The sequence below is a fragment of the Nocardia nepalensis genome (assembly GCF_048910785.1).
GTDB classification, from domain to species: domain Bacteria; phylum Actinomycetota; class Actinomycetes; order Mycobacteriales; family Mycobacteriaceae; genus Nocardia; species Nocardia nepalensis.
On record NZ_JBKBET010000020.1, the window covers coordinates 38,493 to 54,215 of the forward strand.

14 protein-coding genes are annotated in these 15,723 nt (G+C 68.2%); 6 read left to right on the plus strand and 8 right to left on the minus strand.

Going from position 1 to position 15,723, the window contains the following annotated elements:
- Window positions 1-228 precede the first annotated feature (228 nt).
- The gene (locus tag ACHQ4I_RS11440; protein ID WP_420771676.1) at window positions 229-2,544 is read right to left on the minus strand and encodes a serine/threonine-protein kinase; all 2,316 of its coding nucleotides are present in this window, start codon (window positions 2,542-2,544) and stop codon (window positions 229-231) included.
- A 286-nt stretch (window positions 2,545-2,830) separates the two neighbouring features.
- Here ACHQ4I_RS11440 and ACHQ4I_RS11445 point away from each other — a divergent pair, with 286 nt between their 5' ends.
- Window positions 2,831-3,733 (plus strand): serine hydrolase, encoded by a 903-nt coding sequence (locus tag ACHQ4I_RS11445; protein ID WP_420771677.1) that lies wholly within the window; start codon window positions 2,831-2,833, stop codon window positions 3,731-3,733.
- Here the strand turns inward: ACHQ4I_RS11445 and ACHQ4I_RS11450 are convergent.
- The gene (locus ACHQ4I_RS11450; RefSeq protein ID WP_420771678.1) at window positions 3,730-4,395 is read right to left on the minus strand and encodes a response regulator; all 666 of its coding nucleotides are present in this window, start codon (window positions 4,393-4,395) and stop codon (window positions 3,730-3,732) included. The genes ACHQ4I_RS11445 and ACHQ4I_RS11450 overlap by 4 nt on opposite strands.
- Window positions 4,396-4,588: 193 nt before the next feature.
- Window positions 4,589-5,824, minus strand: a complete 1,236-nt coding sequence (locus ACHQ4I_RS11455) for a sensor histidine kinase (RefSeq protein ID WP_420771679.1) — start codon at window positions 5,822-5,824, stop codon at window positions 4,589-4,591.
- 168 nt (window positions 5,825-5,992) lie between these two features.
- Here ACHQ4I_RS11455 and ACHQ4I_RS11460 point away from each other — a divergent pair, with 168 nt between their 5' ends.
- From ACHQ4I_RS11460 to ACHQ4I_RS11475, 4 genes are all read left to right on the plus strand, one after another.
- Entirely contained in the window at window positions 5,993-6,748 is a 756-nt protein-coding gene (locus tag ACHQ4I_RS11460) for a hypothetical protein (protein WP_420771680.1), read from the plus strand.
- Window positions 6,749-6,867: 119 nt separating this feature from the next.
- Window positions 6,868-8,220 (plus strand): alpha/beta-hydrolase family protein, encoded by a 1,353-nt coding sequence (locus ACHQ4I_RS11465; RefSeq protein ID WP_420771681.1) that lies wholly within the window; start codon window positions 6,868-6,870, stop codon window positions 8,218-8,220.
- 61 nt (window positions 8,221-8,281) lie between these two features.
- Window positions 8,282-8,728, plus strand: a complete 447-nt coding sequence (locus ACHQ4I_RS11470) for an SRPBCC family protein (protein ID WP_420771682.1) — start codon at window positions 8,282-8,284, stop codon at window positions 8,726-8,728.
- 268 nt (window positions 8,729-8,996) lie between these two features.
- On the plus strand, window positions 8,997-10,238 hold the full coding sequence (locus ACHQ4I_RS11475; RefSeq protein ID WP_420771683.1) for an SGNH/GDSL hydrolase family protein: 1,242 nt from the start codon (window positions 8,997-8,999) through the stop codon (window positions 10,236-10,238).
- A 293-nt stretch (window positions 10,239-10,531) separates the two neighbouring features.
- On the opposite strand, the gene gatA is transcribed toward ACHQ4I_RS11475, so the two are convergent.
- Entirely contained in the window at window positions 10,532-12,004 is a 1,473-nt protein-coding gene (gene gatA / locus ACHQ4I_RS11480; RefSeq protein ID WP_420771684.1) for an Asp-tRNA(Asn)/Glu-tRNA(Gln) amidotransferase subunit GatA, read from the minus strand.
- Complete coding sequence (gene gatC, locus ACHQ4I_RS11485; protein ID WP_420771685.1) at window positions 12,001-12,300, minus strand: Asp-tRNA(Asn)/Glu-tRNA(Gln) amidotransferase subunit GatC; 300 nt, start codon at window positions 12,298-12,300, stop codon at window positions 12,001-12,003. Before gatC ends, gatA begins: the two co-directional genes overlap by 4 nt.
- A 261-nt stretch (window positions 12,301-12,561) precedes the next feature.
- Between gatC and ACHQ4I_RS11490 the strand changes: the two genes are divergently transcribed.
- Entirely contained in the window at window positions 12,562-13,212 is a 651-nt protein-coding gene (locus ACHQ4I_RS11490; protein ID WP_420771686.1) for an ACT domain-containing protein, read from the plus strand.
- Between the two features lie 12 nt (window positions 13,213-13,224).
- Here ACHQ4I_RS11490 and ACHQ4I_RS11495 read toward each other — a convergent pair whose 3' ends face one another.
- From ACHQ4I_RS11495 to ACHQ4I_RS11505, 3 genes are all read right to left on the minus strand, one after another.
- Complete coding sequence (locus tag ACHQ4I_RS11495) at window positions 13,225-13,734, minus strand: GNAT family N-acetyltransferase (RefSeq protein WP_420771687.1); 510 nt, start codon at window positions 13,732-13,734, stop codon at window positions 13,225-13,227.
- 137 nt (window positions 13,735-13,871) lie between these two features.
- Complete coding sequence (locus tag ACHQ4I_RS11500) at window positions 13,872-14,213, minus strand: hypothetical protein (RefSeq protein WP_420771688.1); 342 nt, start codon at window positions 14,211-14,213, stop codon at window positions 13,872-13,874.
- Between the two features lie 126 nt (window positions 14,214-14,339).
- Window positions 14,340-15,584 (minus strand): AAA family ATPase, encoded by a 1,245-nt coding sequence (locus ACHQ4I_RS11505; protein WP_420771689.1) that lies wholly within the window; start codon window positions 15,582-15,584, stop codon window positions 14,340-14,342.
- Window positions 15,585-15,723: the final 139 nt, after the last annotated feature.

A 15,723-nucleotide genomic window follows, 5' to 3' on the forward strand; every position in this document is an offset into this window, starting at 1 on the left:
GTCGACTGAATTCGAGCAGGCTGCCCGCGTGCCGGATCGGGCGCGTGGGCAGACCGATTCCGCTGTCCGACAAGCAATTGCGGCCATTGCGTGTCCCACGAAGAATGCGTCCCGCGCCGACAGTGCCGACGGCGGAGTCCTGCGAGATCGACGGTCGGCTGATTCCGCGTAGTCCTGCTCGCAAGCCGGATTGCGTGGACGGCCCCGATTCTGCTGCCCGACAAGCCTTTACAGCGGTGCGGCGTCCCACCATGCGGTGAGTGCGTCCTGGGCCGACGGGGTCGGAGGTATGGTCTGCACGCCGCTGGCGGTGCCGTAATTGCTCACGTACACAAGGAAATTCGAGCGGGCGGGATCGGATTCGAAACTCACTACCAGCTTGGCGGTGTGGTAGTACGGCTGCAGTGGGCCGGGCGGATCCTCCACGACCCACCGGTGGGTGGTCACCGGGACTCCGCTCTTCTTATCCGCCGTCGCGACATTGGCGGGTAGCGCCTGGACCACGGCCCGGGCGTCGGCGGCGGAGGCGTATTCGAGGATCGTGTAGCTCATTTGCGTGGTGGTCCGCTCCTCGCGATCACATTCCCACGCACCGACCCATGGACTGGATTTCAACGGTTGGTCGCCGAGCCGCAGTTGATCTCCGGCCTTCGCCGCGAAGCAGCGGGCGTCTTGATAGGCCTCGCCGTGGTTGTCCTTGCCCTGCGGCGCCAGATTCGGGAACAACTTGCGGCTCTTCGCCATGGCATCCGGCGCGGCGGCGGTCACGGTCGAGGTGGCGGTCGCGGCGGGTGGGGGCACCGCGGCATGGTCCGGCTCTTCGGACTGCCAGCCGACGACAAGGAGGGTGCCGAGGACGGCGACCACCGCGACCACAATGCCGCACGCCATCCAGCCGAGCAGCACCGCCGTACTCCGGCCGCGCTCCGACATCGGATGCGGGCCACCGGCATTCGGTCCGAATGGCGCGTGCGGCGGCACGCCGGGTGGCATCGGCGGCTGGGCTGGCATCGGTTGGCCCGCCATGGGGTGGACCGGCGCCGGTGCGCCCGGCATCGGCGCTTGCGACGGTTGGCCTTGTGCCGGTGCGCCCTGCATCGGCGGCCCCTGCGTCGCTGCCCCCGGCTGCGGTGGTGCGGACTGTTGCGCCGATGCCCCAGGCTGTCCCCCCGGTTGCGCCGGAGCCGCGGCATAAGCCACAGCCTGCGGCGGCGGGCTCTGACCTTGCGGCGGCTGCCCCTGCATAGGTTGGCCCTGCACCGGTGCGCCCGGAATCGGTGGCCCCTGCGTCGCCGGTGTCCCAGGTTGTGGCTGTGCTGGCTGCTGCATCGGTGCGGCTGGATAAGCCACAGTCGGCGATGGTCCTGGCTGTACCCCCTGCTGCACTGGTGCCGGATAAGCGGCGGCCTGCGGCGGGGCTGCGGGATAACCCGCAGGCTGCGGTGGCGCGCCGTATCCGGCGGGTGCGACGGCCTGTGTGGACTGCACGAAGGCGGCCTGGTCGGGGGGCGGCGCACTGAACGCCGGTGCGGGCGGGACGGATCCGACGGGATTGGCCTGTCCCGGGTATCCGGGGATGGGGAAGCCCGGATGCACCTGGACGGTCGCCACCGGCGGCGCGGTCAACGCTTTGCGGGCCGCGGCGGCGAATTCGATACAGGTCGCGTACCGGTGCTCGGGACGCTTGGACATCGCCTTGGCCAGCACCGCGTCCAGCGCCGGATTCAAACCCTGCCGCCGGGTCGCCAGCGGTGCGGCGACGTGCTGCAGATGTCCGCGAATGATGTCGTTCGGGTCGGGCGCGTCGAACGGGGCCATCCCGGTGAACAACCAGTACAGCGCGCACGCCAGCGAGTACTGGTCGGTGCGGTTGTCCAGCTTGGCGCCGGTCATCTGCTCCGGCGAGGCATAGGACAGGGTCGCGCTGAACATCCCGGTCTGGGTCAGGTGGGTGGAGTCCTCGCGCAGCCGGGCGATGCCGAAGTCGGTGAGGAAGACCCGCTCACCCTGCCCGCCGCTGGAGCGGGCCAGCAGGAAGTTGGCGGGTTTCACATCGCGATGCAGCACACCCATGCCGTGCGCGTAATCCAGTGCGGCCGCGACACCCTCGATGATCTGCACCGCCCGCTCCGGCGGCAGCGTCATCGGGTCGACGGTCGCCGCGTCGACGCCGTCGATGTACTGCATGGAGATCCAGAGCTGCTCGTCCTCGGAGCCGCGGTCGTAGACGGCGACGATATTCGGATGGTCCAGATGCGCGGCCAGATCGGCCTCCCGCTCGAAGCGCGCGCGCACCTCGGCGTCGGCGAACAGCTCCCGATTCAGCAGTTTCAGCGCCGTCTGCTTACCGAGCCGGGGGTGTCTGGCCAGGTATACCGAGCCCATGCCGCCCTGTCCGAGCAGCCGCTCCACGGTGAACCCGGCGAACACCTCACCGCTGTTCAGCAACGCGACCCCCTTCAGGTGACTGCGGCTCCCGGACATGGTCGTCCGAGCGCGTAAGCCGATCTTTTCGAGCGCCTGCAAGCAGTCGCTACTGACCATTTCGAGCGACCTGCAAGCAGTCGCTACTGACCATTTCGAGCGACCTGCAAGCAGTCGCTACGGCCGGTTGTGAGCCTACCGGGTAGCCCGTTGGCCACGCTGTTTCGAATTCTCCGGGAAAATCGGCGAAACTATCAACAGGGTGCCAGCGCCGCGTCAGTTGTCCGATGGACCGGTGCTGATCACCCAACGTCCGGTCACCGACCGGACGGGTGTGACGAGGATGTTTTTTGCACCGCCGATAGAACAACGGGTGTCTTGTTGTGGTGGTGGGGAGGACACGGCGGTGAGGTCTACGAAAACGATGGCGAATTACCGGGTGGTGCTGCGCGGTGCGGCACTCACCGCATTGCTCACATTGGCCTCCTGTTCGCTCCTGCCCGGCACCCATAGCGCCCCCGCGGAACCGACGCTACCCGTCGAACGGCCGGGATCCTGGCATCCGGGCTGGTCGATCTCGCGGCCCGATTCGCTGGCCGCCGATTTCACCCAACTGCAGCCGAATCTGCCGGGCCAGGTCGGGATGGCGATCATGCCGGTCGGCGGCGGCCGGATGACCATCTTCGGCGACTGGACCACCGGCATCGCCTGGTCCACCATCAAGGTGCCGCTGGCCATCGCGGCGCTGCGGCACGATCCGAACGGCGCCGCCGAATACGCGCACGAGGCGATCACCGTCTCGGATAACGACGCGGCCGAGGCGCTGTGGCAGTCGCTCGGCGACGGCGAACAGGCCGCGCAGGCCGTCCAGGGGGTCTTGGACGAGGCCGGTGACGCGCTGACCAATGTGTCCGGACCGAAGACCAGCCTGGACTACACGGCATTCGGCGCGACCGAATGGACACTGGCCAATCAGGCGCGCTTCGCCTCGCAGCTGCCCTGTCTGCCCGAGTCCGGCGCCGTGGTCAGCCTGATGGAACAGATCACCCCGGAACAGCGCTGGGGCCTCGGCACGATCGAGGGCACCGAATTCAAGGGCGGCTGGGGTCCCGACGACGACACCGGCGTCTACACCGTCCGCCAGTTCGGCTTGGTGCCGACGCGCTCCGGCCTCGTCGCGGTCGCACTTGCCGCACAAGCGGATTCGGGCTCCTTCGAGGATGCGACCGCCCTGCTCGACCGGTTGGCCCGGCTGCTCTCGCGGCACCTCGACGATCTCAACGGCGGTAAGTGCCAGCAGCCGCGCTAGCCCGGGGTGACCAGACCGGATTCGTAGGCGAGCACCACCGCTTGGGCCCGGTCGCGCAGATTGAGCTTCGAAAACACCTTGGAGACATGGGTTTTCACGGTCTGCTCGGCGACGAACAGGGATTCGGCGATCTCGGTATTGGACATGCCCTTGGCGATCAGCTCCAGCACCTCGCGTTCGCGCGGGGTCAGCGCCGCCAGCGCGGGCGCGGGTTTGGCTCGAGTCGCGGTGCGGCGGCGGGTGACATCGGCGATCAGGCGGCGGGTGACCGTCGGGGCGAGCAGGGCCTGACCGTCGGCGACCACGCGCACCGCCCGCACCAATTCCTCGGCGGGCGCGTCCTTGAGCAGGAATCCGCTGGCGCCGATGCTCAAGGCCTCGTAGACGTAATCGTCGATATCGAAGGTGGTCAGCATGAGCACCCGCACCGGCGGGTCGAATCCGGCGGCCAGAATCGCGCGCGCGGCGTCGAGTCCGTTCATCTCCGGCATGCGCACATCCATCAGCACCACATCCGGGCGCAGCCGCTTGGCCTCGGCGACGGCGACCTTCCCGTCGGGCGCGTCACCGACCACACTGATATCGGGTTGCGCGGCCAGCAGGGCGCCGAAACCCTGGCGCACCATGGCCTGGTCGTCGGCGATCAGAACGGTTATTGCCACCAGCGCTCATCCGCCTCTCCGCGTATCCAGGCCATACTAGTCAGGCGCGACATCGGTAGCGTTCAGGTCCTGCGTCAGGCGCACAACCAGTTCCGGACGTTACCCATGTGCCAACGAAATCCATTGCCCAGTAGGCGAATAGCCACAATACACACCGCCGCGGAGCGGGTATGTCCGATGGACACGAAGCTGGTCAGATATCGTTCGCGGCGCCTATTGCCGCAGAAGTCGCCGGATCGAGTTCCGGCTCCGTCGCGGCGGCGATCGGCAGTCGCGCTTGCACTTCGAAACCGCCGTCCGCCCGGGCGCCCGCGGACACCTCCCCACCGACCGCAAGGGCTCGCGCTCGCATTCCGGCCAGGCCGTGGCCGCCATTGCCGACCGGGCGGGCCACGGTGGCGCTGAGGTCGTTGCCGACGCTCAGGTGGAGTGCGTCGGTGCCGATCACGACGGACACGCGGACCGGTGCGCCCGGCGCGTGCCGGGAAGCATTGGACAGCGACTCCTGGACGATGCGATACAGCGCGAGGCCGACCGAGTCGGGAACGAGATCCAGCAGCCCGTCGACCGTCCAGTCGATGCGCACACCGGCGCGGCGGGCGGCCTCGAACAGGCCGAGCACATCGGCGGCCTTCGGCTGCGGCGCGTGTTCGGGGAGTTGACCGTCGCTGCGCAGCACGCCGAGCATGCCGCGGATCTCGTTCAACGCCTCGCGGGCGGTGGCACCGATGGATTCGAACTCGGCGCGGGCGGCCGGGGTCACGCCCTCGACCCGGTACGGCGCGGTCTGGGCCTGCACAACGACCAGGGACATGTGGTGGGCGACCACATCGTGCAGATCGCGGGCGATGCGGGCCTTCTCCTCGAGGATGGCGCGGCGGGCGCGCTCCAGCTCGGTCTCCTCCTCCTGGGCCAGCAACTGTTTGCGCGACTGCATCAGCCAGCGCACCAGCATCGCGAACAGCACGACCGCGGCGAAGGCGATCGGCCAGGCCCACGCAGCCCCCGAGAGTCGGCCGCCGTCACCGGACATGGTCGCGGCCAGCAATAGCGAGGTCGCGCCCCAGGCGACCGCGACGATCGGCACCTGCGCACGCAGCGCCACCGCGAACAGCAGCGCGAACAGGCACAGGATATGCACGACCTGGATCGGGAGCTCATTGCCCGGCTGATGCGGAATGGCCAGCGTGATGATCAGGGCGGAGCCCGCCGATATGGCCCAGCCCAGCGCCGGGTTGAGCCGGATCAGCAGGATCGGGAACGCGGCCAGCGCGGCGATGAACGGCTGCACCGCCACCGGAACCACATGGGTGAGGTGCAGCGTCGGCCACGCGACGGCGTAGAAGATCACCGCCACCAGCACGGTGAACGCGTCGAACCACATTCGCGCGTTCATCCCCTTGATCCGGCCACGGCCTTTTTCCCTCATGTCTACGACAGTAGGAACCCGAGCCGTCCGGGTCCTCATACCCACGGGTGAATTCCGGTCCAGTACCGGAGTGGGAGGCGGCGGCCGCGCTCACCCGGCGGCACGGGCCGGGAAACCGCACCGCGGCGTGAGGTGGCGCAGCGGCCCGGATTCATAGCGTCGAGCACCATGAGCACACCGAAGTCGGCGACCGCCGCACACGATGCGAGAGCTCAGCCCATCGCACGGCGCTGTGCCGCGTTGACGGCGGCCGCGCTGACCACCATGGCGGCCACCGTCATGCTGGCGCCCGCGACGCATGCCGCAACCGCGCACCAGCCGGTGGAGAACGCCTCGGCCGGTGCGGCGGTCGCCGATCTGACTTCGGGCGGGTCGGGATCGATCGCCGCGATGCCCGCCGATTTCGCGGACCGGTTCGGTTATCGGCCCGCCCTCATCGATGGGCTGCTGGTGAATCCCGACGGGGACTGCTCGTCACCGGTGACCTTGCCCGCCGAATTCGAAACCGCTTGCAAGGCACACGATCTGGGATACGACCTGTTGCGCTACGCGGGCGAGCGCGATGAGCCGCTGGCCGGTTGGGCCCGGCAGGCACTGGACGCGACCCTAGCCGCGCATATGCACGAAGCGTGCGCCACGCGCGACGACGCGTTTTCCCGCGCTCGCTGCAATGCGATGGCGAGTATCGCCTACACGTTCGTCGACCTGAACTCGCGGCGGCAGGACTACGGGGTCCCGGTGGTCGAATCCGTGGTCGGCACAGAGAGTTCAGGGGGCCGCGGCGGGTGGCTCGCACGGGTTGTCGGCGTGGCCGGTCTCGGGGCAGTGCTGGCCGCCCTTCTGTCGTCCGTCGGGCGGCGGGCCGAACGCAATGCCGCACATGCTGTTTCGAAACATATTGGCGCACTGGGGGTTCAGGCATGAGCACGTTGACAAGGACCAGACCGGCCTCCGGCTCGAGCGAGGCCGACACGGGCACACCGAACGAGTCCGATTCGACTAGCCGGTCATCCCGACATAATCGGAGTGCCCATTGGAAGAGAGTGGCCGCCAATAGATTTCACGAAGCGCTGCGGCCGCGCATCGGCACGACGCTCGCAATCGGCTTCGGCACGCTGATATCGCTGGCACCCGGTCTGCTGCCGCGCACCTCGAGCGCCCAGGCCATGCTGACGGGACTACTCGTCGCCGTCGCGCTGGGCATCGCGGGTGTTCTTCGATTTACGTCGCGGCGCTGGAATTTCGACATCAACAGACGGCTGAATCGGTTCCGGACACCGCTGCCGAGTCTGACCGCACTTGCGGTCCTCGGCGCGGCCGCGACCGCAAATCATTGGCAGAACCAGCTGCGAGCGGCGATGGACACAGCTCTTATCGGCCCGGAATACTGGCTGCGCTGGGCACTCACGTCGGTGTTGATCGTCGGCATATTCGCCGGAATCGCCCGCGCCGCCGGATGGATCGCGCGGAAACTGGGCTGGGCGCGCAGTATCGCGGCGACCGCGGTCGCGGCATCGGTGCTCTATCTCGTCGGTGTGCCCGCCGTGGTGGACTGGCGGCGCAGCGCCTACGCCACCGCCAATGCGACGATCGATCCCGAACTGGTGCAACCGGTTTCCTATGTCCGGTCCGGCAGCGCCGAATCCGCCATCAGCTGGCCGTCTCTGGGGGCGGAGGGACGCAAGTTCGTCACCGGATCGCCCGCCGGACCCATCCGGGTGTACGTCGGGCTCGACTCCGCATCGGATCTCGATTCCCGGGTGGCCCTGGCGATTCGGGAACTGGAACGCTCCGGCGGACTAGAACGCTCGAATATCGTCCTCGCGGTGCCCACCGGGTCGGGATGGATCGACGCGAGCGCGGTGCGCGGGTTCTACGACCGCTTCGGCGGTGACGTCGCCCTCGTCGGTATGCAGTACTCGTATGCCCCGAGCTGGGTGACCTTCCTCTTCGGCCGCGATGACGCGAGCGCCTACGCACGCGCGCTGTTCACGGCCGTGGAGCGGCGCATCGGCACGCTCGACCACAAGCCCGAGCTCTACGTCTACGGGCAGAGCCTCGGCGCGCTCGGCGGCAGCTCGATCTTCGCCGACGACGCCGATCAGGACCGCCGCACCTGCGCCACGCTCTGGGCGGGTCCGCCCGCCGGTCAGGTGCATCGTGCGGGCGCGACGGTGCTGGCCAACAGCTCCGACCCGGTGGTGCACTGGTCACCAGCACTGCTGTGGCGCGCACCCGAACTCCGCGATGTCCGGGTGGATGCCCCTGTCCCGCAGTGGCTTCCGGTGATCAGCTTCCTGCAGACCAGCGCCGACCTGCTCGCCGCGCTCAACGCACCGCCGGGCCACGGCCACCGCTACGGCACCGACCAGGGCACCGCCATGGGCACCTGCTGATCCGCGACCGCGCTGTTCACCAGGCTTGATCAGCCCTAGAACTTGTTCTAGTTTGCTAACCATGCCCTTTGTCATCGATGCCACCGTCGAGATCGACGCCCCCGCCGAGCTGGTGTGGCAGGTGATCACCGACCTCCCCCGCTACGGCGAGTGGAACCCCTTCTGCATCGAATGCCGCAGCACGCTGGTCCCCGGCGAACCGATCGACATGCTGGTCGCGCTCTCCGGTTCCAGTCCGCGACGCCAGCGCGAATGGATGGTCTCGCACACCCCGGGCACCGAACTCAGCTACTCGATGAAGCCGGTTCCGCTCGGGACCCTGCACAGCCTGCGCTCCCATAAGGTCACCCCGCTCGGCCCGGACCGCACCCGCTACGAATCCCACTTCGAACTCGGGGGTTGGCTGCACCCGCTCGTCGTGGCGGTCCTCGGCAAGAACCTGCAACGTGGCTTCGCGGGCATGACCGCGGGCATCCAGAAGCAAGCCGAATCCCTGCGCTCCCACTGATCGCCCGCGCACTGCCCGGCCTTCGGATGCACCGGACGCCGCCGCGCTATCGCGTCGCTCCCGCATACCCTCCGCACTCACACATAACGACTCACCGCACAACACGCCGGGCCGCACGCACGAAGGTCGGCGGGAGTCGTAGCGAGGCGGATGTGGCCAGCGTCTCTTCGGTGCGGCCAGTGCCCGGGGAATGCCGATCCGTTCTGCGAGGTTGTGCGGGCGGTCCGATGAAGCGGACGAGTTCGACCGCAACAGAATGGATTTCGTCGTGCGTACAGTCCGCGCCCTGGTAGCGCTCCTGCTGCTGTTATTGCCCGCCACATTCGCCACCGCGGGCGCGACCCCACCGGAATCAATCGGATGGACGACGGTCTGGACGACCTCGACGCATCGCCCGAGTAAGGCATTCGTGGCCAACTGGGCCGAGACCGGCTTCGCGAATCAGACAGTGCGACAGGTGGTTCGGGTCAGCGACGGCGGTCTGGCCACCCGGGTGCGGCTGACCAACCGTTACGGCACGACACCACTCGCCGTCGCGGGCGCGACGATCGCCCGCAGCGCCGCCGATGGCGCCATCCGCCCGGAGACCGTGCAGAACCTGACGGTCGGCCTGGCCCCGTCGTTCCGCATCGCGCCCGGAGCCGATCTCGCGACCGATCCGGTCGTCCTGCCGCTGGCGCCGCTGGAGTCGGTGACCATCACCCTGTACCTGGCCGAACCGACCGGACCGGCCACGCAGCACGCGCAGTCCTTCGCCACCACCTACCGAGCCGACGGCGACCACCGCGCCGACGCGACCGCCGCGGCCTTCACCGAGACCAGCCAGTCCTGGTACTACCTGGCCGGTGTCGAGGTCGCGAACGTGACGCCGCACAACTCCGCCGTGGTGGCCTTCGGCGATTCGATCACCGACGGCGTCGGCTCTACCGGCGACGCCGACAACCGCTACCCGGACGAATTGGCCGAACGATTCGCGGCAGCGGGCGCCCCGCGCGCCGTACTGAACCAGGGCATCGGCGGCAATCGCGTCACTGTGGACTCCAGCTGGCTCGGTGACAGCGCCCGGACCCGGTTCCGTCACGATGTGCTCGACCAGCCCGGCGTCGGCACCGTGATCATCCTGGAGGGCACCAACGACATCGGCCTCAGCTCCGGTGAGGACGCACTGGACACCGTCGTCGACGTCTCCCCCGAACAGCTCATCGCCACCTACCGCGACCTCATCCGCCAGGCCCGCGCCGCCGGACTCCGCGTCCTCGGCGCAACCATCCTCCCCTTCGGCGGTTCGGCTTACTTCAACAACGCCGCCGAAGCCAAGCGCCTCGCGGTCAACGAATGGATCCGCACCTCGGGCGAATACGACGCCATCGTCGACCTCGACGCCGCCCTCGCCGACCCTGCCGACCGCACGCGCCTCGCCGCCACCTTCGACAGCGGAGATCACCTGCACCCCAACGACTCCGGCTACCGGACCATGGCCGCGGCCGTCAACCCCGCCGACATCCGCTAACTCCTACCCCGAATCATCTTGATCCGCACCCCTTCTCGGAATCCGAGCAGGGGTGCGGCCGTCTGCCGGTCGGTGTGGGCCGAGATCCGCGTGCAAGTGGATGCCAATTTCTATGGCGCGCTGTGGGTTTCGCAGGCCGCAGTGCCACATCTGCGCACACACCGAGCACATCGTGCAGATTTCGACGGTCGGCGCGGCGGGCAGCCCGCCGCTGTTCAGCACGTCCGCACCCCTTGCCGACTTCCACAAGGGGTGCGGATCCCGGCAAAGGGTGCGACTTCAGGGCTGGGCGGTCAGGCGATCGGCCCGCGCGCGGCCTCGTATGCGGCACCGACGCGGTACAGCCGATCGTCGGCGAGCGCGGGGGCCATGATCTGCAGGCCCACCGGCATACCGTCGTCCTTGCTCAACCCCGACGGCACCGACATCGCCGCATGCCCGGCCAGATTGGTCGGCAGGGTGCACAGGTCCGAGAGGTACATCGCCAGCGGATCGTCGACCTTCTCGCCCAGCTTCCACGGGGTGAAGGGGCTGGTCGGGGAGATCAGGACGTCGACCTGCTCGTAGGCCTTGTCGAAGTCGCGGGCGATCAGCGTGCGCACCTTGAGCGCCTGACCGTAGTAGGCGTCGTAGTAGCCGGCCGACAGCGCGTAGGTGCCGATCATGATGCGGCGCTTGACTTCCGGGCCGAATCCGGCCGCGCGGGTGGCGGCCATGACCTGCTCGGCGCTGTGCTTGCCGTCGTCGTCGACGCGCAGTCCGTAGCGCATGGCATCGAAGCGCGCCAAGTTCGAGGACACCTCGCTCGGCAGGATGAGGTAGTAGGAGGCCAACGCGTATTCGAAGTGCGGACAAGACACTTCGACCACCTCGGCGCCCAACTCCTTCAGCACACCGACCGCCGCATCGAAGGATGCGATGACGCCGGACTGGTAGCTGTCGGAGTGCAGTTCCTTCACCACACCGACTTTCACGCCGCGCAGATCGCCATTGGCGCCCTGACGCGCCGCGGCGACCACCGGCGGCACCGGCACATTGCGGGAGGTGGAGTCGCGCGGGTCGTATCCCGCGATCACCTCGTGCAGCAGCGCCGTGTCGAGCACGGTGCGACCGCACGGACCGCCCTGGTCCAGCGACGACGCGCAGGCGACCAGGCCGAATCGGGAAACGGTGCCGTAGGTCGGCTTGGTGCCGACGGTCGCGGTCACCGCGGCCGGCTGCCGAATCGACCCGCCGGTATCGGTGCCGATCGCCAGCGGCGCCTGGTGCGAGGCCAGCGCGGCGGCCGAGCCACCGCCCGAGCCGCCCGGAATCCTGGTGGTATCCCACGGATTACGGGTCGGGCCGAAGGCCGAGTTCTCGGTGGAGGAGCCCATCGCGAACTCGTCCATATTGGTCTTGCCGAGGATCGGGATGCCCGCGGCGCGCAACCGGCCGGTCAGCGTCGCGTCGTAGGGCGCGACCCAGCCCTCGAGAATCTTCGAGGCACACGTGGTCGGCATATCGGTCGTGGTGAAAACGTCCTTGAGCGCCAACGGAACTCCGGCCAGCGGCGAGGCGGGCGCCTCGCCCGCGGCCAGCGCGGCGTCGACGGCGGTGGCCGCGCTCAGCGCCTCGTTCGCTGCCACGTGCAGGAATGCGTGGTACTCGCCGTCGACGGCGGCGATCCGATCCAGATGCGCCTGGGTGACCTCCACCGAGGTCACCTCACGGCTGTGGATCTTGTCCGCCAGCTCGGCGGCAGACAGCGCGGTCAGGTCGGTCATTCGCCTTCTCCCAGGATCTGCGGAACCACGAACCGCTGGTCTTCGACCGCGGGAGCACCGGACAACGCCTCCCCCGGACTGAGGCACGGGATGACCTGATCCGGACGCGTCACATTCGTCGCCGGATTCGGCGACGCGGTCGCGGGCACATCGGCGGCGGCGACCTCGGAGACGGTCCGCACGTGACTCAGGATCGAGTCCAACTGACCGGCGAACTGATCGAGTTCGGCTTCGGACAGGGCGAGCCTGGACAGCCGGGCGAGGTGTGCGACCTCGTCGCGGGAGATGGCGGGCACCGCGGACCCCTTTCGGCATGGTTGAGCTTGGTGAACGGCCACCGAATAGCCTAGCGACCGACTATCGCGCGATTTTCACAGGAGCCGGGCACGCGACGACACACCCCGACAGCTAGCGTGACACGCCGCGTCCGCGCGAATTCGCGAAGTGGCATTCGTCACTGGTCGTTCTCCGAGTCGATAACCGGCACTCGGGGGTGTAAGTATTGCGTGACCCGGGTATTCGTTTCAGAGCCTCGGCCGCCAAGGAAAGGAACGCGCGTGTCATATCTGCTCCGCGTGCAACTTCCGGATCGACCGGGAAGCCTCGGTGCGCTCGCGCTCGCACTGGGCTCCGTCGGCGCCGACATCCTCTCCCTCGACGTGGTCGAGCGGGGCGCGGGATTCGCGGTCGACGATCTCGTCGTCGAGGTGCCGCAGGGTGCGCTGCCGGACACCTTGATCACCGCCGCCGAATCGATCGGCGATGTGCACGTTGACTCCATCCGCCCGTATTCCGGTGTGCTGGACACCCATCGTGAACTCGAGCTGATCGATCAGGTCGCCAGTGCCCGCGACGACCGGCTGCAGGTGCTGGTCGACGGGGTGCCGCGGGTGCTGCGCGTCGGCTGGAGCACCATCATCGATATCGGCCCGCAGGGCGCCTACCGCGTCGTCGGCAGCCAATCCGCGCCGCAGACCCAGGCGGGTTCGGCGCCGTGGATGCCGCTGGAGAAGCCCGCCGTCCTCGACCCCGAAGGCGATTGGGTCCCGCAGATCTGGCGCGATATGGACACCAAACTGGCCGCCGCGCCGCTCGGCAATACCGGCAAGGTGCTGTTGCTCGGGCGACCTGGTGGACCCGACTTCCGGCCCTCCGAGGTCGCGCGGCTCGGTTATCTCGCCGGGATCGTCGCGACCGTATTGGGGTGAGCGCGCGGTAAGTCAGTCCGTGAGTTCCAATTGCAGCACGTTCAACCACTCGCCCGCCTCGGTCGTCCAATCCCGGTGCGGCACCGGGACGAAACCGAAGCGGTCATAGATCCGCCGCGCGTCGACCATGGCCGGCATGGTGGTGAGCACCACGGCGTCACAGGATTCGGCGCGAGCCATCTCGATTACGCTGCGTATCAACGCCGTTCCCGCACCCAGGCCGCGCGCCGACTTCGTAACGGCCAGCATGCGGAACTCGAGCTCACCCGGTCTGGCGATCTCGGCATATGGCGTCCCGTGCCGGGCCACCGCCAATGAGCCGACCACCTGATCACCGTGCACGGCGACCAGCACCTGTGCCGCGCCCGCGCGATGGGTGATGTCGGCGAGATCGTTGACATACGGACTACCGGCGCGCACGTAGCCCTCGCCGACGTAGACCTCGACCGTCAGATCACCGACCACGTTGTACTCTTCCGGCCGAGCGGTTCGAATGACGAGTTCGGAGTCTGGTACATCCATATAGGCATCCTCCCACCGCCACAGCAGCCGATCCGCAAAAACCTGGTCGGTCGGTTGGCCGGATCGACGGGCCTCGCCGCGCACGGCCGCCGTCTCACGCCGAGGAACGCTCGGTCAGGCGGGACCCCGCGGCCGGGTCAGAAGAGACCCGGGCGCGCACCCGGGTGCGAGATCTGCCACCGTTCGGGTTTGCCGGAGGGGTAGACGACCGGGATCAGATCCCCGATGGCAGGCCAGTTGTTCACATCCCACACGAAGCGGCCGTACACGACGGTGCCCGGCACCGACGGGCCGGTCAGATTGCCGGTTATGGTCACGTACTGCTCGCCGGTCGCGTCGGGCCGGGGGCTCACCCCGGTGACATACAGCGTCCCGGACTCCGGATTCGACAACCGGACCCCGTTGCGTCCACGCAGGTAGAGCATGATGATCGCCACCAGCACGCCGACCATGACCACCAGCATCGCGAACTGCTCCATGTCGACCATGCTATTGGTCCGGGCGGCGCTGCTACATGCGGCAGGTGACCGATGCGCGGCCCGGCGGCCACCGGCAGCACCGGCGGTGACCGATCGGATGGGACTGCTCGCGGTGCGTCGGCGCGGCTATAGCGCCGCGAGCTCGCTGGTGCCGTGTTCGGTGCGACGAATCTGCCAGACCGCCGTGCGGGTGCGCTGCGAGCGCCCGTTCGCCCGATCGATCAGCGCGCGATTGTTCGTTGTGAAGATCAGTTGCGCGCCACGGGAATTCGTCTCCGGATTCTGGAACAGCTGGATCAGCCGGTCGGTCTCCTCGACCGGCAGGTGCGCGCCGATATCGTCGATCGCGAGCACGCGACCGGAGTCGAGCGCGTCGAGCATGGTCGGCAGCAGCCGCAGCATCGAGAGCGTGGCGGCGGATTCGTCGGTGATATCGAAGGCGGATTCGATCCCGGCGTGCACCAGGCCGAGACCGACGCCGCGACGCTCGACCATGCGGGTGTAGAGCGCGTCACGCGCGGCCTTCAGATTGCTGAGCTCGCGCTCGAGCATGACCTCGGTGATGCCGTTCTCCCGCAGCAACTGGTCAGCATGATCCGGTGAGGTGGCACAGAGCTCGACCTGTTTGGCCGTCCCCGCGATATCGGCGTCGAGTTCGCGCAGATAGTCGGCGTACATCGGATCGGGTTCGGCGATCAGCAGATCGGTGATGCCGAGTTCGGCGGTGCGCAGCAGCATGAGCAGCCGCACCGCATGATCCGGGGCGGCCGAGAGATGACCGCCGAGCCGGTGTGCGACCGTCGCGGCATCGACGGCACCATGCTGCACCTCGAGCATCGCGGAGAACCACCGATACGCGGGCACCAGCGCCTCGGCATACATCTGCCCGGCGAGACTGAGCAGCAACGCATTCGGGCGCACCAGCGGTAGCAATGCCGCGATACCGTAGCGCGCGGCCTCGAACATCGGGCCGATCTTGATCTGTTCGCCGTTGCGCTCGAATACGATTCGCTTGCGCGAGCGCGGATGCGTGTAGAGCCATTCGGCCGTCACATCGGCGTTGTCCAGCCGGAACCCGTAGGTGTACGGCACGCCCTCCGCGACGAAGCTCGCCACGAATTCCGAAGGGCGATCCGGGAATCCCCGATGCGGCGCGCGCACCGGCCCGGCATAGGGGTCCCAGCCGGTCACCGAATTGAGCACCGCGTCGCGCATCTGTCCGAGCGCATCGATCAGGCTCGTCTTGCCCGCGGCACTCGCGCCGTGCACCGCCGTCACCGGCACCGCCACCGGTCCGCTCCCCCGGCTCAATCGCAAGTCCTGCCGTTCGGCCAGCGATTTATGGTTCGTCACCTGAAAACTGCGCAGCATCACGCCATCCTGTCGGTTCGTCCGCCCGTGCGCGACACCGCCACCCGCGACAGCTCCGCCCGCCGGGCTTCCGGCGGACAAATGCGCACGTCACGGGTTACCATGCAGGCGCCGCGGCTACCCGCTGGCATCTGCCGGA

Coding starts and splice junctions, on each gene's coding strand:
- ACHQ4I_RS11440 (WP_420771676.1), bottom strand. CDS start 2,544: ATGGTCAGTAGCGACTGCTTGCAGGCGCTCGAAAAGATCGGCTTACGC.
- ACHQ4I_RS11455 (WP_420771679.1), bottom strand. CDS start 5,824: ATGAGGGAAAAAGGCCGTGGCCGGATCAAGGGGATGAACGCGCGAATG.
- ACHQ4I_RS11460 (WP_420771680.1), top strand. CDS start 5,993: ATGAGCACACCGAAGTCGGCGACCGCCGCACACGATGCGAGAGCTCAG.
- ACHQ4I_RS11470 (WP_420771682.1), top strand. CDS start 8,282: ATGCCCTTTGTCATCGATGCCACCGTCGAGATCGACGCCCCCGCCGAG.
- gatA (WP_420771684.1), bottom strand. CDS start 12,004: ATGACCGACCTGACCGCGCTGTCTGCCGCCGAGCTGGCGGACAAGATC.
- ACHQ4I_RS11495 (WP_420771687.1), bottom strand. CDS start 13,734: ATGGATGTACCAGACTCCGAACTCGTCATTCGAACCGCTCGGCCGGAA.
- ACHQ4I_RS11500 (WP_420771688.1), bottom strand. CDS start 14,213: ATGGAGCAGTTCGCGATGCTGGTGGTCATGGTCGGCGTGCTGGTGGCG.
- ACHQ4I_RS11505 (WP_420771689.1), bottom strand. CDS start 15,584: ATGCTGCGCAGTTTTCAGGTGACGAACCATAAATCGCTGGCCGAACGG.